The organism is Streptomyces sp. NPDC101178, from assembly GCF_044767965.1.
Classification (GTDB): Bacteria; Actinomycetota; Actinomycetes; order Streptomycetales; family Streptomycetaceae; genus Streptomyces.
Genome location: NZ_JBIWOZ010000008.1, coordinates 76,179 through 101,217, shown reverse-complemented (window position 1 = coordinate 101,217; position 25,039 = coordinate 76,179). Strand labels below are relative to the sequence as shown.

Here is a 25,039-nt window from a genome sequence, read left to right as displayed (position 1 = left end):
CATGAGCAAGATCCTTATCCGCGGCGCGCGGATCCTCGGCGGCGAGCCGCAGGACGTGCTGATCGACGGCGAGACCGTCGCCGAGGTGGCCACCGCCATCGACGCCCCCGACGGCGCCACCGTCGTCGAGGCGGCCGGCCAGATCCTGCTGCCCGGCCTCGTCGACCTCCACACCCACCTGCGCGAGCCCGGCCGCGAGGACTCCGAGACCGTCCTCACCGGCACCCGGGCAGCGGCGGCGGGCGGCTTCACCGCCGTCCACGCCATGGCCAATACCTTCCCCGTCGCCGACACCGCCGGCGTCGTCGAGCAGGTCTGGCGCCTCGGCAAGGAGTCCGGCTACTGCGACGTCCAGCCCGTCGGCGCCGTCACCGTCGGCCTGGAGGGCAAGAAGCTCGCCGAGCTCGGCGCGATGCACGACTCGGCCGCCGGAGTGGTGGTCTTCTCCGACGACGGCAAGTGCGTCGACGACGCGGTGATCATGCGCCGCGCCCTGGAGTACGTGAAGGCCTTCGACGGCGTCGTCGCCCAGCACGCCCAGGAGCCCCGCCTGACCGAGGGCGCCCAGATGAACGAAGGCGTCGTCTCCGCCGAACTCGGCCTCGGCGGCTGGCCCGCCGTCGCCGAGGAGTCGATCATCGCCCGCGACGTCCTCCTCGCCGCCCACGTCGGCTCCCGCGTGCACATCTGCCACCTCTCCACCGCCGGCTCCGTGGAGATCGTCCGCTGGGCCAAGTCCAAGGGCTGGAACGTCACGGCGGAGGTCACCCCGCACCACCTCCTCCTCACCGACGAGCTGGTCCGCTCCTACAACCCGGTCTACAAGGTGAACCCGCCGCTGCGCACCGAGGCCGACGTCCTGGCCCTGCGCGAGGCCCTCGCCGACGGCACGATCGACTGCGTCGCCACCGACCACGCCCCGCACCCGCACGAGGACAAGGACTGCGAGTGGGCGGCGGCGGCCATGGGCATGGTGGGCCTGGAGACCGCGCTCTCCGTCGTCCAGCAGACGATGGTGGACACCGGCCTGATCGACTGGGCGGGCGTCGCGGACCGCATGTCGTTCCGTCCCGCGGCCATCGGCCGTCTCGAAGGACACGGCCGTCCCGTCTCGGCGGGTGAGCCCGCCAACCTCACGCTGGTCGATCCGGCATACCGTGGAGCCGTGGACCCCGCGGGCTTCGCGTCCCGCAGCCGGAACACCCCGTACGAGGGGCGTGAGCTGCCGGGCCGCGTCACCCATACCTTCCTGCGGGGCCGTGCCACGGTCGTCGACGGGAAGCTCGCGTGACAACTCTTACCCCCCTGTACCTCCTGGCCGCCGAGCAGAAGTCGGCGGAAGTGACGGACTGGTCCGCCCGCATCGCCTGGGTGATCGGCCTGCTGGTCTTCATCGCCCTCGTCTACTGGCTGATGCGCGAGGGATGGAAATGGCGCGGACGGCTCCAGTCCGACCTGCCCGAGCTGGCGGCCACGCCCGAGGGCTTCGCCGACGACGAGGCGCTGCTGACGCTGGAGGGGCGCTACCACGCCTCCACCACCGCCGGGCAGTGGCTCGACCGGATCGTCGCGCACGGCCTCGGCACCCGCAGCCGCACCGAGCTGACGCTGACCGCCCGCGGTCTGGACGTCGTACGCCCCGGCGCGAGCGACTTCTTCATCCCGGCGAAGGCCCTGCGCGAGGCCCGTCTCGACAAGGCGCTCGCCGGCAAGGTCCTCCCCGAGGGCGGCCTGCTGATCATCACCTGGGCGCACGGCGAGACCCTGATCGACTCCGGCTTCCGCTCCGACCGCGCGGCCGAGCACCAGGCGTGGGTCGACGCCGTCAACCGGCTGGCCGGCGCACCGGCCGCCACGGAACTCACCAGCACCACTACGGAAGGCACCGCACGATGACGATCTCCACCCGGGGGGCCCTGACCCCCGCCGTACTCGTCCTGGAGGACGGCCGCGCCTTCCGCGGCCGTGCCTACGGGGCCGTGGGGGAGACCTTCGGCGAAGCGGTGTTCTCCACCGGCATGACCGGCTACCAGGAGACGCTGACCGACCCCTCGTACCACCGCCAGGTCGTCGTCATGACGGCCCCGCACGTCGGAAACACGGGCGTCAACGACGAGGACCCGGAGTCGGGCCGTATCTGGGTCTCCGGTTACGTCGTCCGCGACCCCGCCCGCAAGGCGTCCAACTGGCGCTCGCAGCGCTCGCTGGACGAGGAGCTGGCGGCGCAGGGCGTCGTCGGCATCAGCGGCGTCGACACCCGCGCCCTCACCCGCCACCTGCGCGAGCGCGGTGCGATGCGGGTCGGAATCTTCTCCGGCAACGCGATCGCCGACGAGGGCACGCTGCTGGCGAAGGTGCGCCAGGCGCCGGAGATGACGGGCGCGGACCTGTCGGCCGAGGTCGCCACCAAGGAGGCGTACGTCGTCCCCGCGATCGGCACGAAGAAGTTCACGGTCGCCGCGGTGGACCTGGGCATCAAGGGCATGACACCGCACCGGATGGCCGAGCGCGGCATCGAGGTGCACGTGCTGCCCGCCACCGCGACGCTGGAGGAGGTGTACGCGGTCGAGCCCGACGGCGTCTTCTTCTCCAACGGCCCCGGCGACCCGTCCACCGCCGACCACCCGGTGGCGCTGATGCGGGGCGTCCTGGAGCGGTCGACTCCGCTGTTCGGCATCTGCTTCGGCAACCAGATCCTCGGCCGGGCACTGGGCTTCGGCACGTACAAGCTGAAGTACGGCCACCGGGGCATCAACCAGCCGGTGCAGGACCGCACCACCGGCAAGGTCGAGGTCACCGCGCACAACCACGGCTTCGCCGTCGACGCCCCGCTGGACAAGGTCTCCGACACGGAGTTCGGCCGCGCCGAGGTCAGCCACGTCTGCCTGAACGACCAGGTGGTCGAGGGCCTCCAGCTCCTGGACCGGCCCGCCTTCAGCGTCCAGTACCACCCCGAGGCGGCGGCCGGCCCGCACGACGCCGCCTACCTGTTCGACCGTTTCGTCTCTCTGATGGAGGGCCAGCGTGCCTAAGCGCTCCGATATCCAGTCCGTCCTGGTCATCGGCTCGGGTCCGATCGTCATCGGCCAGGCCGCCGAGTTCGACTACTCCGGCACCCAGGCCTGCCGCGTCCTCAAGGCCGAAGGCCTGCGGGTCATCCTGGTCAACTCCAACCCCGCCACGATCATGACCGACCCGGAGATCGCCGACGCCACCTACGTCGAGCCGATCACTCCGGAGTTCGTCGAGAAGATCATCGCGAAGGAGCGCCCCGACGCGCTCCTGCCGACCCTCGGCGGCCAGACCGCGCTGAACACGGCGATCTCCATGCACGAGCAGGGCGTGCTGGAGAAGTACGGCGTCGAGCTCATCGGCGCCAACGTCGAGGCGATCAACAAGGGAGAGGACCGCGACCTCTTCAAGGGCGTCGTCGAGGCCGTGAAGGCGAAGATCGGCTACGGCGAGTCCGCCCGGTCCGTGATCTGCCACTCCATGGACGACGTCATCGCCGGCGTCGACACCCTCGGCGGCTACCCGGTCGTCGTGCGCCCGTCCTTCACCATGGGCGGCGCCGGCTCCGGCTTCGCCCACGACGAGGAGGAGCTGCGCCGCATCGCCGGCCAGGGCCTCACGCTCTCGCCGACCACCGAGGTGCTTCTGGAGGAGTCCATCCTCGGCTGGAAGGAGTACGAGCTGGAGCTGATGCGCGACCGGAACGACAACGTCGTGGTCGTCTGCTCCATCGAGAACTTCGACCCGATGGGCGTCCACACCGGCGACTCCATCACCGTCGCCCCGGCGATGACGCTCACCGACCGCGAGTACCAGCGGCTGCGCGATGTCGGCATCGCGATCATCCGCGAGGTCGGCGTCGACACCGGCGGCTGCAACATCCAGTTCGCGATCGACCCCGCCGACGGCCGGGTCATCGTCATTGAGATGAACCCGCGCGTCTCCCGCTCCTCGGCGCTGGCGTCGAAGGCGACCGGCTTCCCGATCGCCAAGATCGCCGCGAAGCTGGCCGTCGGCTACACGCTGGACGAGATCCCGAACGACATCACCGAGAAGACGCCGGCCTCCTTCGAGCCGACGCTCGACTACGTCGTCGTCAAGGCACCGCGGTTCGCCTTCGAGAAGTTCCCTTCCGCCGACTCGACCCTCACCACCACCATGAAGTCGGTGGGCGAGGCCATGGCGATCGGCCGGAACTTCACCGAGGCCCTCCAGAAGGCGCTGCGCTCGCTGGAGAAGAAGGGCTCGCAGTTCGCCTTCACCGGCCCGGTCGGCGACAAGGCCGAGCTCCTCGCGGAAGCGGTCCGCCCGACCGACGGCCGCATCAACACCGTCATGCAGGCCATCCGCGCCGGAGCCACCCAGGAGGAGGTCTTCGACGCGACGAAGATCGACCCGTGGTTCGTCGACCAGCTCTTCCTGATCAAGGAGATCGCCGACGAGCTGGCCGCCGCCGACAAGCTCGGTCCTGAGCTGCTCGCGGAGGCCAAGCGGCACGGCTTCTCCGACGTGCAGATCGGCGAGATCCGCAGCCTGCGCGAGGACGTCGTCCGCGAGGTCCGCCACGCGCTCGGCATCCGCCCGGTGTACAAGACGGTTGACACGTGCGCGGCCGAGTTCGCGGCGAAGACGCCGTACTTCTACTCCTCCTACGACGAGGAGTCCGAGGTCGCCCAGCGGACGAAGCCCGCCGTGATCATCCTCGGCTCCGGGCCGAACCGCATCGGCCAGGGCATCGAGTTCGACTACTCCTGCGTCCACGCCTCCTTCGCGCTGAGCGACGCCGGGTACGAGACCGTGATGGTCAACTGCAACCCGGAGACCGTCTCCACGGACTACGACACCTCCGACCGGCTCTACTTCGAGCCGCTCACGCTGGAGGACGTCCTGGAGATCGTCCACGCCGAGTCGCTGGCCGGTCCGATCGCCGGCGTCATCGTGCAGCTCGGCGGCCAGACCCCGCTGGGCCTCTCGCAGGCGCTGAAGGACAACGGCGTCCCCGTCGTCGGCACGTCTCCGGAGGCGATCCACGCCGCCGAGGACCGCGGCGCCTTCGGCCAGGTCCTCGCCGAAGCCGGGCTCCCGGCCCCCAAGCACGGCACCGCCACCACCTTCGCCGGCGCCAAGGCCATCGCCGACGAGATCGGCTACCCCGTCCTCGTACGGCCGTCCTACGTGCTCGGCGGACGCGGCATGGAGATCGTGTACGACGAGGCGCGCCTGGAGTCGTACATCGCGGAGTCCACCGAGATCAGCCCGACCCGGCCGGTCCTGGTGGACCGGTTCCTGGACGACGCGATCGAGATCGACGTCGACGCGCTGTACGACGGCACCGAGCTGTACCTCGGCGGCGTCATGGAGCACATCGAGGAGGCCGGTATCCACTCCGGTGACTCCGCCTGTGCGCTGCCGCCGATCACGCTGGGCGGGTTCGACATCAAGCGGCTGCGCGCCTCGACCGAGGCCATCGCCAAGGGTGTCGGCGTGCGCGGGCTGATCAACATCCAGTTCGCGCTGTCCGGGGACATCCTCTACGTGCTGGAAGCCAATCCCCGCGCATCCCGCACGGTTCCCTTCACCTCCAAGGCCACCGCCGTCCCGCTCGCCAAGGCCGCCGCCCGCATCTCGCTCGGCGCGACCATCGCCGAGCTGCGCACCGAGGGCCTCCTGCCGAAGACCGGTGACGGCGGCACGCTGCCGCTGGACGCGCCGATCTCCGTCAAGGAGGCCGTCATGCCGTGGTCGCGGTTCCGCGACATCCACGGGCGCGGTGTCGACACGGTCCTGGGGCCGGAGATGCGCTCCACCGGCGAGGTCATGGGCATCGACTCGGTCTTCGGTACGGCGTACGCCAAGTCGCAGGCCGGGGCGTACGGGCCGCTGCCGACGTCCGGGCGGGCGTTCATCTCGGTCGCCAACCGGGACAAGCGCTCGATGATCTTCCCGGCCCGTGAGCTCGTCGCGCACGGCTTCGAGCTGATGGCCACCTCCGGCACGGCCGAGGTCCTCAAGCGCAACGGCATCAACGCCACGATCGTGCGCAAGCAGTCCGAAGGCACCGGCCCAGGCGGTGAGAAGACGATCGTCCAGCACATCCACGACGGCGAGGTCGACCTCATCGTCAACACGCCCTACGGCACCGGCGGCCGCCTCGACGGCTACGAGATCCGTACGGCTGCCGTGGCCCGCTCCGTGCCCTGCCTGACCACCGTCCAGGCACTGGCCGCAGCGGTTCAGGGCATCGACGCCCTCAACGGCGGCGACGTCGGCGTCCGCTCCCTCCAGGAACACGCCGAGCACTTGACCGCGGCGCGCGACTAGCCGCCTGAGAGGAAGGGGGACACCGGAAACGGTGTCCCCCTCTTCGCGAGCCCCGTCGAGCACACCGAGCACCTAGGACATCACTCCATGTACAAGTTCTTCTTCCGGCTGGTCTTCAAGCGGATGGACCCAGAACAGGCCCACTACGCCGCCTTCCGCTGGATCCGCCTCGCCGCCCGCATCCCCGTCCTACGCACCTTCCTCGCCGCCGCTCTCGCACCCCGCCACAAGGAGCTGCGCACCGAGGCGCTCGGCCTCCGTATGCACGGTCCTTTCGGGCTGGCCGCCGGCTTCGACAAGAACGCGGTCGCGATCGACGGCATGGCGATGCTCGGCTTCGACCACATCGAGATCGGCACCGTCACCGGTGAACCGCAGCCCGGCAACCCCAAGCGGCGGCTCTTCCGCCTCGTCGCGGACCGCGCGCTGATCAACCGCATGGGCTTCAACAACGAGGGCTCCGCCGCCGTCGCCGCCCGTCTCGCCTCCCGTAACCCGGTCTTCCGCACCACCGTCGGCGTCAACATCGGCAAGACCAAGGTCGTGCCGGAGGCCGAGGCCGCCGCCGACTACGTGAAGTCCACCGAGGCCCTCGCCGCCCACGCGGACTACCTCGTCGTCAACGTCTCCTCGCCCAACACCCCGGGCCTGCGCAACCTCCAGGCCACCGAGTCGCTGCGGCCGCTGCTCACCGCCGTCCGCGAGGCCGCCGACCGTACCGTCACCGACCGCCGCGTCCCGCTGCTCGTCAAGATCGCCCCGGACCTCGCGGACGAGGACGTGGACGCGGTCGCCGACCTCGCCGTGGAGCTGGGTCTCGACGGGATCATCGCCACCAACACCACCATCGCCCGCGAAGGGCTCGGCCTGACGTCCGTCCCCGAACTGGTGGCCGAGACCGGCGGACTCTCCGGCGCACCCCTCAAGGAGCGCTCCCTGGCCGTCCTGAGCCGCCTGTACGCCCGCGTCGGGACCCGGATCACCCTGGTGGGCGTCGGGGGCGTGGAGAGCGCCGAGGACGCCTGGCAGCGGATCCTGGCCGGGGCCACCCTCGTACAGGGCTACAGCGCCTTCGTCTACGAGGGCCCCTTCTACGCCCGCGCGATCCACAAGGGCCTCGCCGCCCGCCTCGCCGCATCCCCGTACGCCACCCTCGCCGAGGCCGTCGGCGCGGAGACCCGGAAGAAGGCCGCCCTGTGACCCCCGAACCCTTCGGCGCGCGCCTGCGCCACGCCATGGACACCCGCGGGCCGCTCTGCGTCGGCATCGATCCGCACGCCTCCCTGCTCACCTCATGGGGGCTCGACGACGACATCGCGGGCCTCGAGCGCTTCACCCGGACCACCGTGGAGGCCCTGGCCGACCGGGTCGCCGTCCTCAAGCCGCAGTCGGCGTTCTTCGAGCGGTTCGGCTCGCGCGGCATCGCCGTACTGGAGAAGGCCGTCGCCGAGGCACGGTCCGCCGGAGCGCTCGTCCTCATGGACGCCAAGCGCGGTGACATCGGCTCCACCATGGGCGCCTACGCGGCGACCTACCTGGACCAGGACTCCCCGCTCTTCTCCGACGCGGTCACGCTCTCGCCGTACCTCGGGTTCGGCTCGCTGCGCCCGGCCCTCGACGCGGCCGCCGTCTCCGGCGCGGGCGTCTTCGTCCTGGCCCTCACCTCCAACCCGGAGGGTGCGGAGGTCCAGCGCGCCACCGCCGCCGACGGCCGCTCGCTGGCGCAGCTGATGCTCGACCACATGGCGGCGGAGAACGCGGGCGCGGCCCCGCTCGGCTCGGTCGGTGCGGTGGTCGGGGCGACGCTCGGCGACGCGGGCGTGAACCTGGCGATCAACGGACCGCTCCTCGCGCCCGGCATCGGCGCCCAGGGCGCGACCCCGGCGGATCTCCCGGCGGTGTTCGGCGACGCGGTCGGCAACGTCGTGCCGAGCGTGAGCCGGGGCGTGCTGCGCCACGGTCCGGACGCGTCAGGGCTGCGCGAAGCGGCCGAGCGGTTCGCGGACGAGGTCCGCGCTGCCGTCTCCGGCAGTTGACCCTGGCACGTTTGCGGGCCGCTGACGAGTTACTGACCGGAAACCCGGTGGTTATGCGTTAAATGTCCTGGTCGGCCAAGGCTGACCAGGACTTTTCGTCTGTTCTCGCTGACTACAGCGGCCTTGGCCGCTAGTCTCCGTCGAGAGCAGCCGAGCACACCGTGTTCGTCGCTCACCTGGTGGAGGGCGTCCAGCTTCCCCACCGGTCCGTATCCGACAGATCGACATCCGAGGTGACGTAGGCGTGGCTCTTCCGCCCCTTACCCCTGAACAGCGCGCAGCCGCGCTCGAAAAGGCCGCCGCGGCTCGCCGGGAGCGGGCCGAGGTCAAGAATCGACTCAAGCACTCCGGCGCCTCCCTCCACGAGGTCATCAAGCAGGGCCAGGAGAACGACGTCATCGGGAAGATGAAGGTCTCCGCCCTCCTGGAGTCCCTGCCGGGCGTCGGCAAGGTCCGCGCCAAGCAGATCATGGAGCGTCTCGGCATCTCCGAAAGCCGCCGGGTCCGGGGTCTCGGCTCCAACCAGATCGCATCCCTGGAGCGGGAGTTCGGCGGCAGCCCCGCCTGACCTCCCGGCCGCCGATCCGTCCGGCGTTCTCAGGCACTCCTGGGAACCTGGATAATCGCTCCATGGCTGCAACATCCCGGGGGACGTCCCCCGTACCCCCGGACGTACGTCCGCGGCTGACCGTGCTCTCCGGCCCCTCCGGGGTCGGCAAGAGCACGGTCGTCGCTCATATGCGCTCCGTGCACCCCGAGGTCTGGCTCTCCGTGTCGGCGACGACCCGCAAGCCGCGCCCCGGGGAGCGCAACGGTGTCCACTACTTCTTCGTGAACGACGAGGAGTTCGACAAGCTCGTCGCCAACGGTGAGCTGCTGGAGTGGGCCGAGTTCGCGGGCAACCGCTACGGCACACCGCGCCGTGCCGTGCTCGACCGCCTGGAGGCGGGTGAGCCGGTGCTGCTGGAGATCGACCTCCAGGGGGCGCGGCTGGTCCGCCAGTCGATGGACGACGCGCGCCTGGTCTTCCTGGCTCCGCCGAGCTGGGAGGAGCTGGTGCGCCGGCTCACCGGCCGGGGCACCGAGGCGCCCGAGGTGATCGAGCGCAGGCTCGCCGCCGCGAAGGTCGAGCTGGCCGCCGAGGCCGAGTTCGATACGACGCTCGTCAACACCTCCGTCGAGGATGTCGCGCGCGAGCTGCTAGCCTTGATGCTTCAGGCCTAGATCCCCGTGATCGTCCAGATCTCCCGGATCTCTGATCTACACCCCCTTCGGAAGGCAGAGAGTGTCCTCTTCCATCACCACGCCCGAGGGCATCATCAACCCGCCGATTGATGAGCTCCTCGAGGCCACCGACTCGAAGTACAGCCTGGTGATCTACGCCGCCAAGCGCGCGCGTCAGATCAACGCGTACTACTCGCAGCTCGGCGAAGGTCTCCTTGAGTACGTCGGTCCGCTCGTCGACACCCACGTGCACGAGAAGCCGCTGTCGATCGCGCTCCGCGAGATCAACGCGGGCCTGCTGACCTCCGAGCCCATCGAGGGCCCCGCTCAGTAAGCTTCCTTCCCACCTCAGGCCCGGCGGCCCGTCCGCCGGGCCTGAGGTGTGTCCGGGGCCGGGTGAACACGCCCGGTGCGGTGAGGCAGCATGGGAACCACGCCACTTAGTTGCTTACTTACCTACCTACGTTGCCGAGTGCGGGGAGACGCAGTGGACAAGCCGAAGGTCGTCCTGGGGGTCAGCGGGGGCATCGCCGCCTACAAGGCGTGCGAGCTGCTGCGCCGGCTGACCGAGTCCGGGCACGATGTACGGGTCGTCCCGACCGCCTCGTCGCTGCACTTCGTCGGCGCCGCCACCTGGTCCGCGCTCTCCGGCCACCCTGTCTCCGACCAGGTCTGGGACGACGTCCACGAGGTGCCCCACGTACGGATCGGACAGGGCGCCGACCTCGTCGTCGTCGCCCCGGCCACCGCCGACATGCTGGCCAAGGCCGCCCACGGGCTCGCCGACGACCTGCTCACCAACACGCTCCTGACCGCCCGCTGTCCGGTGGTCTTCGCCCCGGCGATGCACACCGAGATGTGGGAGCACCCGGCCACCCAGGAGAACGTCGCCGCCTTGCGCCGCCGGGGCGCCGTCGTCATCGAGCCCGCCGTGGGGCGGCTCACCGGCGTCGACACCGGCAAGGGCCGGCTGCCGGACCCGGGCGAGATCTTCGAGGTCTGCCGCCGGGTGCTGGCGCGCGGGGTCACCGAACCCGATCTCGCGGGCCGCCATGTGGTGATCAGCGCCGGCGGCACCCGCGAGCCCCTGGACCCGGTGCGCTACCTCGGCAACCGGTCCTCCGGCAAGCAGGGCTACGCGCTGGCGCGCACCGCCGTGGCCCGGGGTGCCCGCGTCACCCTGATCGAGGCCGACACCGGCCTGCCCGACCCGGCCGGGGCCGATGTCGTACGGGTCGGCACGGCGGTCCAGCTGCGGGAGGCGGTCCTGGAGGCGGCCGCCGACGCGGACGTCGTGGTGATGGCGGCGGCCGTGGCCGACTTCCGTCCCGCCGCCTACGCCACCGGCAAGATCAAGAAGAAGGACGGCGAGGAGGCGCCCGTCGTCCCGCTCGTCCGCAACCCCGACATCCTCGCCGAGATCGCCGCCGACCGGGCCCGGCCCGGTCAGCTCGTGGTGGGTTTCGCCGCCGAGACCGACGACGTCCTCGTCAACGGCCGGGCCAAGCTCCGCCGCAAGGGGTGCGATCTGCTCGTGGTCAACGAGGTGGGGGAGCGCAAGACCTTCGGCTCAGAGGAGAACGAGGCGGTCGTCCTCGCCGCCGACGGAACGGAGACCCCGGTGCCGCACGGACCCAAGGAAGCGCTCGCCGACACGGTCTGGGATCTGGTTTCGGGAAGGTTCCAGCAGATGTGACAATCAACCCTCCGGCCGAGCCAGAGTGGTTCATAACGGGATGTAACCACCGCCCGGAAGGGTGGATTATCCTTCAGGTGTCCGCCGTGTCACGGGCTGTCGCGCTCCAAAGGGCGAGACGCATGCCCCGTCCGCCGGGCGTGACCGATAAACTGGTCGACGGTACGTACCGAGCGCAGCTCTCGGCCGTGCCACCCATGATCAGCCAGCAGCCGCTGCAACCCCAGGGAGCGATGTGTCCCGCCGTCTCTTCACCTCGGAATCTGTCACCGAGGGTCACCCCGACAAGATCGCTGACCAGATCAGCGACACGATCCTCGACGCGCTCCTGCGCGACGACCCCGCTTCGCGCGTCGCCGTCGAGACCTTGATCACCACCGGTCTGGTGCATGTCGCGGGCGAGGTCACGACCAAGGCCTACGCCGACATCCCCAACCTTGTGCGCAACAAGGTGCTGGAGATCGGCTACGACTCCTCCAAAAAGGGCTTCGACGGTGCCTCCTGCGGCGTCTCGGTCTCCATCGGCGCGCAGTCGCCGGACATCGCGCAGGGCGTCGACACCGCGTACGAGAAGCGGGTCGAGGGTGACGAGGACGAGCTCGACAAGCAGGGCGCCGGCGACCAGGGCCTGATGTTCGGGTACGCCTGCGACGAGACCCCCGAGCTCATGCCGCTCCCGATCCACATCGCGCACCGCCTCTCGCGGCGCCTGTCCGAGGTGCGGAAGAACGGGACCATCCCCTACCTCCGCCCCGACGGCAAGACCCAGGTCACCATCGAGTACGACGGCGACAAGGCGGTCCGCCTGGACACCGTGGTCGTCTCCTCGCAGCACGCCAGCGACATCGACCTGGACTCGCTGCTCGCGCCCGACATCCGCGAGTTCGTCGTCGAGCACGTGCTCGCGCAGCTCGTCGAGGACGGCATCAAGCTGGACACCGAGGGCTACCGCCTCCTGGTGAACCCGACCGGCCGCTTCGAGATCGGCGGCCCGATGGGCGACGCCGGCCTCACCGGCCGCAAGATCATCATCGACACCTACGGCGGCATGGCCCGCCACGGTGGCGGCGCCTTCTCCGGCAAGGACCCGTCCAAGGTCGACCGCTCGGCGGCGTACGCGATGCGCTGGGTGGCGAAGAACGTGGTGGCCGCCGGGCTCGCCACCCGCTGCGAGGTCCAGGTCGCCTACGCGATCGGCAAGGCCGAGCCGGTCGGCCTCTTCGTCGAGACCTTCGGCACCGCCGCCGTCGACACGGAGAAGATCGAGCACGCGATCGGTGAAGTCTTCGACCTCCGCCCGGCCGCGATCATCCGTGACCTCGACCTGCTCCGCCCGATCTACGCCCAGACCGCCGCGTACGGGCACTTCGGCCGCGAGCTCCCGGACTTCACCTGGGAGCGCACCGACCGCGTGGACGCGCTGCGCGCGGCCGCCGGCCTCTAGCAGAACAGTGCACGACAGCGGGGCCCGGACACCGAACGTGGTGGCCGGGCCCCGCTGCTCTGCCGTTCTCGTGCTCTGTGTCTCTGCGCGGGCCGCCGCTGTCAGTGCCGTCTGGTAGGAATTTGGCTGTGAGCAGCGAGAACGAGCAGTCCGCCGAACCGGGAGCCGGGGCGGCCGAGCCCGGGGCCGGGGCGCCGGAGCAGCTCGCGCTGATCCGGGAGACCGTGCGCCGGGCGAAGGTGCCGCGCGCCAAGCCGCGCACCTGGCGCGGCGCCCCGCTCGCCAAGGAGCTGCCCGTGGCCCGGGTGCTGGTCAACAAGGGCGTGCTCCACCTCGACCAGTTCTTCGACTACGCGGTCCCCGAGGAGTTGGACGCCGACGCCCAGCCCGGCGTGCGCGTACGGGTGCGGTTCGGCGCCGGGCGCCACAACGTGCAGGGCGGGCGGCGCGAGGGCGGCGGCCTGATCGACGGGTTCATCGTCGAGCGCCGCGCCGAGTCCGACTACCAGGGCACGCTGGCCGCCCTCGCCTATGTCGTCTCCCCGGAGCCGGTCCTCGGGCCCGAGCTGCTGGCGCTCTCGCGGGCGGTGGCCGACCGGTACGCGGGCAGCCTCGCCGACGTCCTCCAGCTCGCCGTGCCACCGCGCAACGGCCGCGCCGAGTCCAAGCCGTCCCCGGAGCCCCTGCCGCCGCCCCCGGCCCCGGAACCGGGCACCTGGGAGCGGTACGGCCAGGGCCCCGCCTTCCTCCGCGCCCTGGCCGAGGGCGGCGCGCCCCGAGCCGTCTGGACGGCCCTGCCGGGACCGCACTGGCCCGCCGAGATCGCCCGGGCCGTCGCGGCCGCGCTCTCCTCCGGGCGCGGCGCGCTCGTCGTGGTCCCGGACGGCCGGGTCGCGGGGCGCGTGGACGCCGCCCTGACCGAGGTTCTCGGCGTGGGCCGCCACGCGCTGCTCACCGCCGACTCCGGCCCCGAGAAGCGCTACCGCCAGTGGCTCGCGGTGCGGCGGGGCTCGGTGCGGGCGGTCGTCGGGACCCGCGCCGCCATGTTCGCCCCGGTCCGGGACCTCGGCCTCGTCGCCGTCTGGGACGACGGGGACTCCAGCTACAGCGACACCAACGCACCTTTCCCGCACGTCCGCGAGGTCCTGGAGCTACGGGCCGCCCAGGGCCGGTGCGCCTTCCTGCTCGGCGGTACCAGCTGCACGGTCGAGGCCGCCCAGCTCGTGGAGAGCGGCTGGGCGCTGCCCCTGATCGCGGACCGGGAGCAGCTGCGGAGGGCCGCGCCCCTCATCCGTACGGTCGGGGACGGCGAGCTGGCCCGGGACGGCGCCGCCCGCTCCGCCCGGCTGCCGAGCCTCGCCTGGCAGACCGTGCGCGACGGCCTGCGCACCGGTCCGGTCCTGGTCCAGGTGCCCCGCCGGGGTTACGCGCCCCGCCTCGCCTGCGAGCGCTGCCGCACGCCCGCCCGCTGCCGCCACTGCGCCGGGCCCCTGGAGGCGCCCGACCAGCAGGACCTGAACTGCGCCTGGTGCGGGCAGGCCGAGCGTGCCTGGCACTGCGCGGAGTGCGGCTCCAACCGGCTGCGCGCCCAGATCGTCGGCGCCCGCCGCACCGCGGAGGAGCTGGGCCGCGCCTTCCCGGCCGTGCCCGTCCGTACGTCGGGGCGCGACCACATCCTCGACGCGGTCCCGGCCGCCCCCGCGCTGGTGGTCTCCACGCCCGGCGCGGAGCCGGTCGCCGAGGGCGGATACGCGGCGGCGCTGCTCCTGGACGGCTGGGCCATGCTCGGCAGGCCCGACCTGCGGGCGGGGGAGGAGGCGCTGCGCCGGTGGACGGCGGCGGGCGCGCTGGTGCGCGGGCAGGACGAGGGCGGCACGGTGGTGATCGTCGCCGAGCCGACGCTGCGCCCGGTGCAGGCGCTGGTCCGCTGGGACCCGGCCGGCTTCGCCCGCCGTGAGCTGGCTGACCGGGCCGAGCTGCGCTTCCCGCCGGTCTCCCGGATGGCCTCGGTGACCGGCCCCGCGGAGGCCCTGGCGTCCTTCCTCGCCGCTGCCGACCTGCCGCCGGAGGCCGAGATCCTGGGCCCGGTGCCGGTCCCGCCGGCCGAACCGGGCCGCCCGCGCAGACCGTCGGACGCGCCGCCGGGCGAGAGCTGGGAGCGCGTTCTGGTCCGCGTGGTGCCGGGACGCGGGGCGGCGCTCGCGGGCGCGCTGAAGACGGCACAGGCGGCCCGTACCGCCAAGGGCGGGGGAGGGGGAGAGCAGGTGCGGATCAGGATCGATCCGCCGGACATCGGGTGAGTGCGTCGCGCGGGAGAGGGGCGGCGGGCCGGGGAGACCGCCGCTCCGGTGACGTACGTACGGCCCCGTGGTCAGCCGTTGCGCGGGCCCGGGAAGGCTCCGGGGCGCAGCTCCTCACGGACCGGCTGCTGGCCCGCCGAGGGCTGCGGCGGCATCGAGCGGGCCGCGGGCACCGAGGGCCCCTGGGAGATGGCGCCGCCGGAGGACGGTCCCGGCAGGCCGGGACCTACCGAGACCGGGCGGGCCGTCGTCGTGGTGTCGGTGCCCGTCTCGGCCGTCGGGGACTGGGCCGTGGCCCGGCGCGTACCGTAACGGCGGTGTACCGCCTGCTTGGTGACCCCCAGCGCCGAGCCCACCGCGTCCCAGGAGAAGCCGAGCGAGCGGTCGAAGTCCACCGCCGCGGTGACCAGGGTCTCGACGCTGTCCCGCAGTTCCTGGGCGAGGCGGACGGTGGGGGCCGGGGCCCTGCCGTAGACGACGAAGCCCGCGGAGGGGCCGGAGCGGCGCGGGCGGTAGACGTTGCCCAGCTGGGCGGTGAGTGTGCGCAGCGCGTCCACCTGCCGCCGGACCCGCTCGATGTCCCGCACCAGGAGGTGCAGGCTGGCCCGCGCTTGGGCGTCGTGGGTTGCGTGGTCGGCCATGAAGAAGCCTCTCGAACCGGCGTTGAAAGGGATCGGGCCGCATCGGGGCGGCCCGCTTCGGTCAATCTCCTTTGACCAACGCCCGAGCCGGGTATGTGGTCACGCTATCGGGGCGTATGTGCATATGCACAGGGCGTGCGCGGCGCGCGTGCGCCCCCTGTTCGCCGCCCCCCCGCGCGAGGGGCCGCCGCCTCGCGCGAGGGAGCGGCCGGGCCCTGTCCGCCCCGAGACTCTAGACTGGTGTGCTGCTCGTCACCGTACGTCTTGGCCCGAGAGGCAGTCAGCCACCCATGAAGCTCGTCTTCGCCGGAACCCCCGAGGTCGCCGTCCCCGCCCTGGACGCCCTGATCGCCTCCGACCGCCACGAGGTGGCCGCCGTTGTGACCCGGCCCGACGCCCCCGCCGGGCGCGGCCGCCGGCTGGTGGCCAGCCCGGTGGCCGAACGGGCGGTGGAGGCCGGGATCGAGGTGCTCAAGCCGGCGAAGCCCCGGGACGAGGAGTTCCTGGCCCGGCTGCGGGAGATCGCTCCGGACTGCTGCCCGGTCGTCGCCTACGGGGCCCTGCTGCCCAAGGTGGCCCTGGACGTGCCCGCCCGGGGCTGGGTCAACCTGCACTTCTCGCTGCTGCCCGCCTGGCGCGGCGCCGCGCCCGTGCAGCACTCCCTGATGGCCGGGGACGAGGTGACCGGCGCCTCCACCTTCCTGATCGAGGAGGGGCTCGACTCCGGCCCGGTCTACGGGGTCCTCACCGAGGAGATCCGGCCCACCGACACCAGCGGCGACCTCCTCACCCGGCTCGCCTTCGCCGGTGCCGGACTGCTGGCGGCCACCATGGACGGTATCGAGGACGGCACCCTGCACGCCGTGCCGCAGCCTCCCGAAGGCGTCACCCTGGCCCCGAAGATCACCGTGGAGGATGCCCGGATCGACTGGTCGGCCCCCGCCCTGCGCGTCGACCGCGTGGTTCGCGGCTGCACCCCCGCGCCCGGCGCCTGGACCCTGTTCCGTGGCGAGCGGCTCAAGCTCATCCAGGCCACGCCCGTCCTGGACCGCACCGACCTGGCGCCCGGCGAGCTGGCGGCGGCGAAGAACAACGTGTACGTGGGCACCGGCTCGCACGCCGTCGAGCTGCTCTGGGTCCAGCCGCAGGGCAAGAAGCCGATGAAGGCCGCCGACTGGGCGCGCGGTGTCCGCATCGCCCACGGCGAGCTGCTGGGGCTGTAGCGCCTTTCGCCCGGAGAACCTCCCGTACGAGGGGCCGGGAACGGCGACGTACGCTGGGAGGGTTCGGCCCCCTCACCCTCAGCGGAGCACCTTTCACGTGAACGACCAGCCGCGTCGCCGTCCCGCCAAGCCCCACCGCCGCCCGCAGAAGGACCCCGTCCGCTTCCTCGCCTTCGAGGCGCTGCGGGCCGTCGACGAGCGGGACGCGTACGCCAACCTCGTGCTGCCCCCGCTGCTGAAGAAGGCCCGCGCCAAGGGCGACTTCGACGCCCGGGACGCGGCGCTGGCGACCGAGCTGGTCTACGGGACGCTGCGCCGCCAGGGCACGTACGACGCGATCGTGGCGGCCTGCATCGACCGGCCGCTGCGCGAGGTCGACCCGCCGGTCCTGGACGTCCTGAACATGGGCGTCCACCAGCTGCTCGGCACCCGCATCCCCACCCACGCGGCCGTCTCCGCCAGTGTGGAGCTGGCCCGGGTGGTGCTGGGCGAGGGGCGGGCGAAGTTCGTCAACGCGGTGCTGCGCAAGGTGACCGCGCACGACCTGGACGGCTGGGTGGAGAAGGTCGCGCCCTCGTACGACGAGGACGCGGAGGACCACCTCGCCGTCGTCCACTCGCACCCGCGCTGGGTCGTCTCGGCGCTCTGGGACGCGCTCGGCGGCGGCCGTGCCGGGATCGAGGACCTGCTGGAGGCCGACAACGAGCGGCCCGAGGTGACCCTGGTGGCCCGTCCCGGCCGCTCCACCACCGACGAGCTGGTCAAGGCGCTCGGCGAGGAGAACGCGCTGCCGGGCCGCTGGTCCCCGTACGCCGTACGGATGGCCGAGGGCGGCGAGCCCGGTGCGCTCACGGCGGTCCAGGAGGGCCGGGCGGGCGTCCAGGACGAGGGCAGCCAGCTGGTGGCCGCCGCGCTCGCCGCCGCCCCCGTGGAGGGCCGCGACACCCGCTGGCTGGACGGCTGCGCCGGCCCCGGCGGGAAGGCCGCTCTGCTGGCCGCGCTCGCCGCCGACCGGGGCGCGACCCTGCTCGCCGCCGAGAAGCAGCCGCACCGCGCCCGGCTGGTCGAGCGGGCGCTCGCCGGCAACCCGGGTCCGTACCAGGTGATCACCACCGACGGCACCCGCCCGCCGTGGCTGCCCGGCACCTTCGACCGCATCCTGATGGACGTGCCGTGCTCCGGCCTGGGCGCGCTGCGCCGCCGTCCCGAGGCCCGCTGGCGGCGCCGCGCCGAGGACCTGGAGAGCTTCGCGCCGCTCCAACGCGGGCTGCTGCGCGAGGCGTTGAAGGCCGTACGGGTCGGAGGCGTCGTCGGCTACGCTACCTGCTCGCCGCATCTCGCCGAGACCCGGGTCGTCGTCGAGGACGTGCTGAAGGGGCGCGGCGGCGAGCCGGTGAAGGCCGAGTGGGTCGACGCCCGTCTGCTGATGCCGGGCGTGCCCGCGCTCGGCGACGGGCCCGACGTCCAGCTCTGGCCGCATCTGCACGGCACGGACGCCATGTATCTCGCTCTGCTGCGCAGGACCGGCTGAATATCGCCCGTCAGCGGGCCCTCCCGTATGGCAAAGGAACAGTAAAGCGCAGGCAAAATGCGCAGAATGTGCGAACTGTGATGGCCCGGTGAGGCTTCGGCGACCGCCGAGGCGGGGAACCGGCGCGGAACGTGGCAGGCTTGGGTCATGGCGCAGATCAACCCCAGCATCCTGTCCGCCGATTTCGCGCGTCTCGCCGATGAGGCGAAGGCCGTCGAAGGCGCGGACTGGCTCCATGCCGACGTGATGGACAACCACTTCGTGCCCAATCTGACGCTCGGCGTGCCGATCGTCGAGGCGCTCGGGAAGGCCACGGACACCCCGCTGGACTGCCACCTCATGATCGAGGACCCGGACCGCTGGGCTCCGCAGTACGCGGAGGCGGGCGCCGGCTCGGTCACCTTCCACGTGGAGGCGGCGGCGGCGCCGGTGCGCCTGGCGCGGGAGATCCGGGCGAAGGGGGCGCGGGCGTCGATGGCGCTCAAGCCCGCGACGCCGATCGAGCCGTACGAGGACCTGCTCCCCGAGCTCGACATGCTGCTGATCATGACGGTCGAGCCGGGCTTCGGCGGCCAGGCCTTCCTGGACATCATGCTGCCGAAGATCCGCCGCACCCGGGAGCTGATCGGCAAGCACGGCCTCGACCTCTGGCTCCAGGTCGACGGCGGGGTCTCCGCCGCCACGATCGAGCGGTGCGCCGAGGCGGGCGCGGATGTGTTCGTCGCGGGTTCGGCGGTGTACGGGGCGAAGGACCCGGCGGCTGCGGTGCGGGGTCTGCGGGCGCAGGCGGAGGCGGTCACGGCCGCCGCGCCCTGGGCATGCGGCCACTGAGACAAAGGGCAGATGAACGCGGCCCGACGGGGCCGATCAAGGATCGCCGGATCTGACAGGATGACGGCGTATCGGGTGTGTGAACAGCAGTGAGGAGATCGCGGTGTCTGGCATCTCGGCGGGTCGGTCAGCCATGCGGATGGGACCCGCGGAGCTGGTGCAGGCGGCGGCCATGGCCCGTCGTTTCTACCTGGAGGGCAAGTCCAAGATCCAGATCGCCGAGGAGTTCGGCGTCAGCCGCTTCAAGGTGGCCCGGGTCCTGGAGACGGCCCTGGAGCGTGATCTCGTACGGATCGAGATCCGGGTACCGGCCGAGCTGGACGCCGAACGCTCCGACGCGCTCCGGGCCCGCTACGGGCTGCGCCACGCGGTCGTCGTCGAGTCCCCGGCCGACGAACAGGACGACGCCCCCGACCCGGAGAACCTGGGCGAGGTGGCGGCCGACCTCCTCGGTGAGCTGGTGGCCGAGGGCGATGTGCTCGGCCTGGCCTGGGGCCGCTCCACCATCCACATGGCGGCGGCGCTCGACCGGCTCCCGCCCTGCACGGTCGTCCAGCTGACCGGCGTCTACGACGCGGGCACCGCCGAGCGCGGCTCCGTCGAGGCGGTCCGCCGCGCCGCCCAGGTGTCCGGCGGCGAGGCCCACCCCATCTACGCCCCGATGCTGCTGCCCGACCCGGCCACGGCCGCAGCGCTGCGCGAGCAGACCGGCATCGCCCGCGCCTTCGAGTACTTCGACAAGGTGACGGTCGCCGCGGTCTCCATCGGCTCCTGGGAGCCGGGCATCTCCACGGTCCACGACATGCTCTCCGACGAGGAGCGCGCCCACTACGCCTCGCTCGGCGTCGCCGCCGAGATGTCCGCCCACCTCTTCGACTCCGACGGCCGCAGAGTCGGCCGCGATCTCGGCGAGCGCTGTATCACCGTGGAGGCGGACCGGCTGCGCCGGATCCCCGAGGTCGTGGCGATCGCGGGCGGTCTGCGCAAGGCGGCCGCGATCGGGGCCGTACTGCGGTCCGGGCTGGTCACCAGCCTGGTGACGGACACCGCCGCGGCCGACTACCTGCTCACGGAGTCGGCGGCCGGAGTCCGCCCTGCGCTGGAGCGGGCGGACCCGGACGGGGAATGAAGAGCGTTGTCGTGAGGAGGCCGGGCACCCCGCGTCGGGGGTGCCCGGCCTCCTCACGTAACGCCTCGGCTTTCACCCGCTCAACGCCTCAGCCCTGGCGCGGAACCTCCGCCGCACACGGCGCCGCCGCCTCCGCGTGGTCCGGCGCTATGCCCAGCACGGTCTCCTCCAGATACTCCTGCGGCTCCTCGTACTGCCCCACATCGGCCGGGTTGTAGCGCGGCGTCTGGCGCGACCAGTCCAGGTTGCCGCGCATCCAGCTGCGCATCCCTTCGAGGTACGGCACCAGCAGGCCGGTCAGCTCCGGATACAGCTCCAGCAGCTCGTCCTCGGCGGTGAGGAACCGCTCCGTCTCCAGCGCCAGCCGCTCCGCGACATGGTCCAGCGCCTGCTGCTCGCCGAGACCGCGGTGGTGGCGGACCAGGTGGACCAGGTTGTGGATCTCGCCGAGCACCTGCTCCTTCTCGAAGGAGTAGACGTCGTTGGCCCAGCACACATGGTTGCAGGAGGCCTCCAGCGCGGTGATGAACCGGGGGTCGTTGTGGAGCGACTCCGGCGCCTCGATGCCGGTGACGATCTCTATGAGGTCCATGCAGACGTGGATGGCCCCGGTGTGCCGCCGCTTGGCGATGTACGTCTCCTCGGACGGCACCACGTCGTCGGCGCGGTTTCCCGCCTCCCAGGTGGTGGCCGTCCTGAGGTAGGTGATCAGATGCCAGGCGAACCGGGTCCGCCAGTGGGGCGCCGCGCTCGGCGTCGTACGTTCCCACAGGTCCATCAGCGCTGTCACGGCGGCCGGCAGCTCCTCGCCCGGCAGCGGCGCCGGGGCGGTGCCGTCCACGACGGCGCGCATCCGCTCCACCACGGCGCGCACCAGCTCGGGGGAGCGGCCGAGGTGGCCGTCGTCGAGCTGGTCGTCGACGAGGAAGAGCCACACGAACCAGTCGGCCACCAGATCGAGGTGTTCCGGACCTGCCGTCGGGTAGACCATGCCGACGAACGCGCCGAAATCGGCTTGTTCGAAGCGGTTCATCGCGGACTCGCGGTGCACCAGACCCGTCTGTCTGATCCAGCTGGCCAGGTGACCGCGTGTGTGCCCGACGTGCGGGTTGGTCCGCTGGGGGAACGGGCAGTAGATGTCCGGCAGTTCGCTGTCCACAGGCGGATCTGGATCCTCTCCGGTCAAACGGTGTGCCGAGGCCGTCGATGTGCCCGAGCGGCACCTCGGACACCCCCGAGACCTGCGGCTTTGAAGCTACCTGACCCCTTGTCACCGGGTCCAGAGATGGTGATCACGAATGAATCGAATCCTGTTCGGGTAGAGTCCGTGGGTAAGGCAGGTTCCACTTGCCCGGGACCCCCCGACCACCTCCCCGGAGGCCTCCAAGCGTCTTTTGGAGGAACAGACGAACGCGGGGGTCTTTTGCTGTGTCTTCGTGGAAACGACCTGCACCGTTTCGTATGAAAAAATGAGTGTTATGCGCTTTCTTGAGCCGGGCACCGGTCGCTACACAGACTCCTCCGTGGTTCCGTACGACCTCACGTACGACGACGTCTTCATGGTCCCGGGCCGCTCCGCCGTCGGATCCCGCCAGGCCGTGGACCTCTCCTCGCCCGACGGCACAGGGACGACGATCCCGCTCGTGGTCGCCAACATGACCGCCATCGCGGGCCGCCGGATGGCCGAAACCATCGCCCGCCGCGGCGGTCTCGTCGTCATCCCCCAGGACATCCCGATCGAGGTCGTCACCGACGTCATCACCTGGGTCAAGACGCGCCACCTCGTCCTGGACACCCCGATCGAGCTGGCCCCCGGCCAGACCGTCGCCGACGCGCTCTCCCTGCTGCCCAAGCGGGCGCACGGCGCGGGCGTCGTCGTCGACGAGGACCGCCGCCCGGTCGGTGTCGTCACCGACCACGACCTGACCGGCGTCGACCGCTTCACCCAGCTCTCCGAGGTCATGTCCAAGGACCTGGTGGTCCTGGACGCGGACATCGACCCGCGCGACGCCTTCAACAAGCTCGACGGCGCCAACCGCAAGCTCGCGCCCGCCGTGGACCAGGACGGCCGGCTCGTCGGCATCCTCACCCGCAAGGCCGCCCTGCGCGCCACCCTCTACACCCCCGCCACCGACGACCAGGGGCGGCTGCGCATCGCGGCCGCCGTCGGCATCAACGGCGATGTGGCGGGCAAGGCCAAGCAGCTCCTCGACGCGGGCGTCGACACGCTCGTCGTGGACACCGCCCACGGCCACCAGGAATCCATGATCGCCGCGGTGAAGGCCGTACGCGCCCTGGACCCGCAGGTCCCGATCGTCGCGGGCAACATCGTCGCCGCCGAGGGCGTGCGCGACCTGATCGAGGCGGGCGCCGACATCATCAAGGTCGGCGTCGGCCCCGGCGCCATGTGCACCACCCGGATGATGACCGGCGTCGGCCGGCCGCAGTTCTCCGCCGTCCTGGAGTGCGCCGCCGAGGCGAAGAAGCACGGCAAGCACGTCTGGGCCGACGGAGGCGTCCGCCACCCGCGCGACGTCGCCATGGCGCTCGCCGCCGGCGCGTCCAACGTCATGATCGGCTCCTGGTTCGCGGGGACGTACGAGTCGCCCGGCGACCTCCAGCAGTCCGCCGACGGCCGGTACTACAAGGAGTCCTTCGGGATGGCCTCCGCGCGCGCGGTCAAGAACCGCACCTCGGACGAGTCCGCGTACGACCGGGCCCGCAAGGCGCTCTTCGAGGAGGGCATCTCCACCTCGCGGATGTTCCTGGACCCGACCCGCCCGGGCGTCGAGGACCTGATCGACTCGATCATCGCGGGCGTCCGCTCTTCCTGCACCTACGCGGGCGCCGCCTCCCTGGAGGAGTTCGCCGAGAAGGCGGTCGTCGGCGTCCAGAGTGCCGCCGGATACGCCGAGGGCAAGCCGCTCCACGCCAGCTGGAGTTGATCCCGCGAATTCCGTGACGTCCCTGCCCCTTCCGGTGATTCCTGCCGGGAGGGGCGGTGTCGTATAAGGGCTTCCGAGGTGGCCCGGATACCGCTTCAACTCTGTTGAAACATAAGTAATATGAAGCGCAATCAGCTGCCTCCCTCTCTGCGGTAAGGGATCTCATGTCCTTCTTCACTGACCTGGCCCATCAGTACATCGACGGCGAGTGGAGGCCGGGGAAGGGGTCCTGGGACATCATCGACTTCAACCCCTTCAACGGTGAGAAGCTCGCCTCGATCCCCGTCGCCACCGCCGACGAGGTCGACCAGGCCTACCGCGCCGCCGAGCGCGCCCAGCAGGCGTGGGCCGACACCAACCCGTACGCCCGCCGCACGGTCCTGGAGAAGGCGCTGCGGATCGTCGAGGAGCGCGAGCCGGAGATCGCCGAGGCGATCGTCGCCGAGCTCGGCGGCACCCGTCTGAAGGCCGGCTTCGAGCTGCAATTGGCCAAGGAGTTCCTGCGCGAGGCCATCCAGCTCGCCCTGCGCCCGGCCGGCCAGATCCTCCCCTCGCCGACCGACGGCAAGGAGAACCGCGTCTACCGGGTGCCCGTCGGGGTCGTCGGGGTCATCAGCCCCTTCAACTTCCCCTTCCTGCTCTCCCTCAAGTCCGTCGCCCCCGCCCTCGCCCTCGGCAACGCGGTCGTCCTCAAGCCGCACCAGAACACCCCGATCTGCGGCGGCACCCTGCTGGCCAAGGTCTTCGAGGACGCCGGGCTGCCCGCCGGCCTGCTCAACGTCGTCGTCACCGACATCGCCGAGATCGGCGACACCCTGCTGGAGCACCCCGTACCGCAGGTCATCTCCTTCACCGGCTCCGACAAGGTCGGCCGGCACGTGGCCACCGTCTGCGCCGCCAACCTCAAGCGCGCCGTCCTCGAACTCGGCGGCAACAGCGCCCTGATCGTGCTGGACGACGCCGATGTGGAGTACGCGGTCGACGCGGCGGTCTTCAGCCGGTACGTCCACCAGGGCCAGGTCTGCATGGCGGCCAACCGCATCCTGGTCGACCGGGCGGTCGAGGCGGAGTTCACCGAGAAGTTCGTCGCCAAGGTCGCCTCGCTCACCGTCGGCGACCCCGCGGACCCGGCCACCCAGATCGGCCCGCTGATCAACTCGTCGCAGGCCGAGTCCATCTCCCGGCTCGTCGACGAGACCGTCGAGTCCGGCGCCACCGCGCTGCTCCACGGCCGCGCCGACGGCAACCTGGTCAGCCCCTCCGTCCTCACCGGCCTGCCCGCCGACTCGCCCGTCCTCCAGCAGGAGATCTTCGGCCCGGTCGCCCTGATCGTCCCGTTCGACGGCGAGGACGAGGCCGTCCGCATCGCCAACGACACTCCGTACGGCCTCAGCGGCGCCGTTCACACCGGCAACATCGAGCGTGGCGTTCGGGTCGGGCAGCGCATCCACACCGGCATGATCCACATCAACGACGGCACCGTCCACGACGAGCCGATCGTCCCCTTCGGCGGCGAGAAGGGCTCGGGCCTCGGCCGGCTGAACGGCGAGTCGATGGTGGAGGCCTTCACCACCCAGAAGTGGATCTCGGTCCAGCACGGCCGCTCGCAGTTCCCGTTCTGATCCCCGGGCCACCCACCGATCCTGCGCCGGGCACGCCCGCGACGGCGGCTCATGGTCTACTGCGGGAGGCGGCACCCGCCGCCT

The 25,039-nt window shown here is 71.6% G+C and carries 20 protein-coding genes; 18 read left to right on the top strand and 2 right to left on the bottom strand.

The genetic code is table 11. The features are described 5' to 3' along the window. Position 1 precedes the first annotated feature (1 nt). From ACIRR8_RS22915 to ACIRR8_RS22860, 12 genes are all read left to right on the top strand, one after another. Positions 2-1,291, top strand: a complete 1,290-nt coding sequence (locus tag ACIRR8_RS22915) for a dihydroorotase (RefSeq protein ID WP_404067816.1) — start codon at positions 2-4, stop codon at positions 1,289-1,291. Next, the gene (locus ACIRR8_RS22910; protein ID WP_404067814.1) at positions 1,288-1,896 is read left to right on the top strand and encodes a hypothetical protein; all 609 of its coding nucleotides are present in this window, start codon (positions 1,288-1,290) and stop codon (positions 1,894-1,896) included. Before ACIRR8_RS22915 ends, ACIRR8_RS22910 begins: the two co-directional genes overlap by 4 nt. Further along, on the top strand, positions 1,893-3,032 hold the full coding sequence (gene carA / locus ACIRR8_RS22905; RefSeq protein ID WP_404067811.1) for a glutamine-hydrolyzing carbamoyl-phosphate synthase small subunit: 1,140 nt from the start codon (positions 1,893-1,895) through the stop codon (positions 3,030-3,032). The genes ACIRR8_RS22910 and carA overlap by 4 nt, the downstream gene beginning before the upstream one ends. Further along, positions 3,025-6,333, top strand: a complete 3,309-nt coding sequence (carB, locus tag ACIRR8_RS22900) for a carbamoyl-phosphate synthase large subunit (RefSeq protein ID WP_404067808.1) — start codon at positions 3,025-3,027, stop codon at positions 6,331-6,333. The genes carA and carB overlap by 8 nt, the downstream gene beginning before the upstream one ends. Positions 6,334-6,420: 87 nt before the next feature. Next, entirely contained in the window at positions 6,421-7,533 is a 1,113-nt protein-coding gene (locus ACIRR8_RS22895) for a quinone-dependent dihydroorotate dehydrogenase (RefSeq protein ID WP_404067805.1), read from the top strand. Next, on the top strand, positions 7,530-8,369 hold the full coding sequence (gene pyrF / locus ACIRR8_RS22890; protein WP_404067802.1) for an orotidine-5'-phosphate decarboxylase: 840 nt from the start codon (positions 7,530-7,532) through the stop codon (positions 8,367-8,369). The genes ACIRR8_RS22895 and pyrF overlap by 4 nt, the downstream gene beginning before the upstream one ends. A 244-nt stretch (positions 8,370-8,613) precedes the next feature. Next, the gene (locus tag ACIRR8_RS22885; RefSeq protein WP_003970367.1) at positions 8,614-8,937 is read left to right on the top strand and encodes an integration host factor; all 324 of its coding nucleotides are present in this window, start codon (positions 8,614-8,616) and stop codon (positions 8,935-8,937) included. A 62-nt stretch (positions 8,938-8,999) separates the two neighbouring features. Further along, positions 9,000-9,593 carry a guanylate kinase gene (gene gmk / locus ACIRR8_RS22880; RefSeq protein WP_404067798.1) on the top strand — a complete coding sequence of 198 codons (594 nt, stop codon included), beginning with the start codon at positions 9,000-9,002 and terminating at the stop codon, positions 9,591-9,593. Between the two features lie 61 nt (positions 9,594-9,654). Next, positions 9,655-9,927, top strand: a complete 273-nt coding sequence (rpoZ, locus tag ACIRR8_RS22875) for a DNA-directed RNA polymerase subunit omega (RefSeq protein ID WP_015607348.1) — start codon at positions 9,655-9,657, stop codon at positions 9,925-9,927. Between the two features lie 153 nt (positions 9,928-10,080). Beyond that, the gene (coaBC, locus tag ACIRR8_RS22870; protein WP_404067796.1) at positions 10,081-11,289 is read left to right on the top strand and encodes a bifunctional phosphopantothenoylcysteine decarboxylase/phosphopantothenate--cysteine ligase CoaBC; all 1,209 of its coding nucleotides are present in this window, start codon (positions 10,081-10,083) and stop codon (positions 11,287-11,289) included. A 235-nt stretch (positions 11,290-11,524) separates the two neighbouring features. Then, a complete protein-coding gene (metK, locus tag ACIRR8_RS22865; RefSeq protein WP_404067793.1) occupies positions 11,525-12,733 on the top strand; it encodes a methionine adenosyltransferase in 1,209 nt (402 codons plus the stop codon). A gap of 128 nt (positions 12,734-12,861) precedes the next feature. Further along, complete coding sequence (locus tag ACIRR8_RS22860; protein ID WP_404067790.1) at positions 12,862-15,033, top strand: primosomal protein N'; 2,172 nt, start codon at positions 12,862-12,864, stop codon at positions 15,031-15,033. 71 nt (positions 15,034-15,104) lie between these two features. Here the strand turns inward: ACIRR8_RS22860 and ACIRR8_RS22855 are convergent, their stop codons facing one another. Continuing rightward, the gene (locus ACIRR8_RS22855) at positions 15,105-15,674 is read right to left on the bottom strand and encodes a hypothetical protein (protein WP_404067787.1); all 570 of its coding nucleotides are present in this window, start codon (positions 15,672-15,674) and stop codon (positions 15,105-15,107) included. Positions 15,675-15,964: 290 nt separating this feature from the next. Between ACIRR8_RS22855 and fmt the strand changes: the two genes are divergently transcribed. The 4 genes from fmt to ACIRR8_RS22835 all read left to right on the top strand — a co-directional run bounded on the left by fmt (position 15,965) and on the right by ACIRR8_RS22835 (position 20,388). Beyond that, complete coding sequence (gene fmt / locus ACIRR8_RS22850; RefSeq protein ID WP_404067784.1) at positions 15,965-16,897, top strand: methionyl-tRNA formyltransferase; 933 nt, start codon at positions 15,965-15,967, stop codon at positions 16,895-16,897. Positions 16,898-16,994: 97 nt separating this feature from the next. Next, a complete protein-coding gene (locus ACIRR8_RS22845) occupies positions 16,995-18,428 on the top strand; it encodes an RsmB/NOP family class I SAM-dependent RNA methyltransferase (protein ID WP_404067782.1) in 1,434 nt (477 codons plus the stop codon). Between the two features lie 147 nt (positions 18,429-18,575). Then, positions 18,576-19,259, top strand: coding sequence for a ribulose-phosphate 3-epimerase (gene rpe, locus ACIRR8_RS22840; RefSeq protein WP_404067780.1), 684 nt, complete (start codon positions 18,576-18,578; stop codon positions 19,257-19,259). 133 nt (positions 19,260-19,392) lie between these two features. Next, positions 19,393-20,388, top strand: a complete 996-nt coding sequence (locus ACIRR8_RS22835) for a sugar-binding transcriptional regulator (protein WP_404067777.1) — start codon at positions 19,393-19,395, stop codon at positions 20,386-20,388. An 88-nt stretch (positions 20,389-20,476) separates the two neighbouring features. Here ACIRR8_RS22835 and ACIRR8_RS22830 read toward each other — a convergent pair whose 3' ends face one another. Next, complete coding sequence (locus ACIRR8_RS22830; RefSeq protein WP_404067773.1) at positions 20,477-21,547, bottom strand: terpene cyclase; 1,071 nt, start codon at positions 21,545-21,547, stop codon at positions 20,477-20,479. Between the two features lie 319 nt (positions 21,548-21,866). Between ACIRR8_RS22830 and ACIRR8_RS22825 the strand changes: the two genes are divergently transcribed. Together ACIRR8_RS22825 and ACIRR8_RS22820 are read left to right on the top strand one after the other, a co-directional pair. Then, positions 21,867-23,333, top strand: a complete 1,467-nt coding sequence (locus ACIRR8_RS22825) for a GuaB1 family IMP dehydrogenase-related protein (RefSeq protein ID WP_404067770.1) — start codon at positions 21,867-21,869, stop codon at positions 23,331-23,333. Between the two features lie 164 nt (positions 23,334-23,497). Beyond that, positions 23,498-24,955 carry an aldehyde dehydrogenase family protein gene (locus tag ACIRR8_RS22820; RefSeq protein ID WP_404067767.1) on the top strand — a complete coding sequence of 486 codons (1,458 nt, stop codon included), beginning with the start codon at positions 23,498-23,500 and terminating at the stop codon, positions 24,953-24,955. The last annotated feature ends 84 nt before the right edge of the window (positions 24,956-25,039 follow it).

Coding starts and splice junctions, on each gene's coding strand:
- ACIRR8_RS22825 (WP_404067770.1), top strand. CDS start 21,867: ATGCGCTTTCTTGAGCCGGGCACCGGTCGCTACACAGACTCCTCCGTG.
- ACIRR8_RS22820 (WP_404067767.1), top strand. CDS start 23,498: ATGTCCTTCTTCACTGACCTGGCCCATCAGTACATCGACGGCGAGTGG.
- ACIRR8_RS22895 (WP_404067805.1), top strand. CDS start 6,421: ATGTACAAGTTCTTCTTCCGGCTGGTCTTCAAGCGGATGGACCCAGAA.
- ACIRR8_RS22855 (WP_404067787.1), bottom strand. CDS start 15,674: ATGGCCGACCACGCAACCCACGACGCCCAAGCGCGGGCCAGCCTGCAC.
- gmk (WP_404067798.1), top strand. CDS start 9,000: ATGGCTGCAACATCCCGGGGGACGTCCCCCGTACCCCCGGACGTACGT.
- fmt (WP_404067784.1), top strand. CDS start 15,965: ATGAAGCTCGTCTTCGCCGGAACCCCCGAGGTCGCCGTCCCCGCCCTG.
- ACIRR8_RS22915 (WP_404067816.1), top strand. CDS start 2: ATGAGCAAGATCCTTATCCGCGGCGCGCGGATCCTCGGCGGCGAGCCG.
- rpe (WP_404067780.1), top strand. CDS start 18,576: ATGGCGCAGATCAACCCCAGCATCCTGTCCGCCGATTTCGCGCGTCTC.
- carA (WP_404067811.1), top strand. CDS start 1,893: ATGACGATCTCCACCCGGGGGGCCCTGACCCCCGCCGTACTCGTCCTG.
- ACIRR8_RS22835 (WP_404067777.1), top strand. CDS start 19,393: ATGCGGATGGGACCCGCGGAGCTGGTGCAGGCGGCGGCCATGGCCCGT.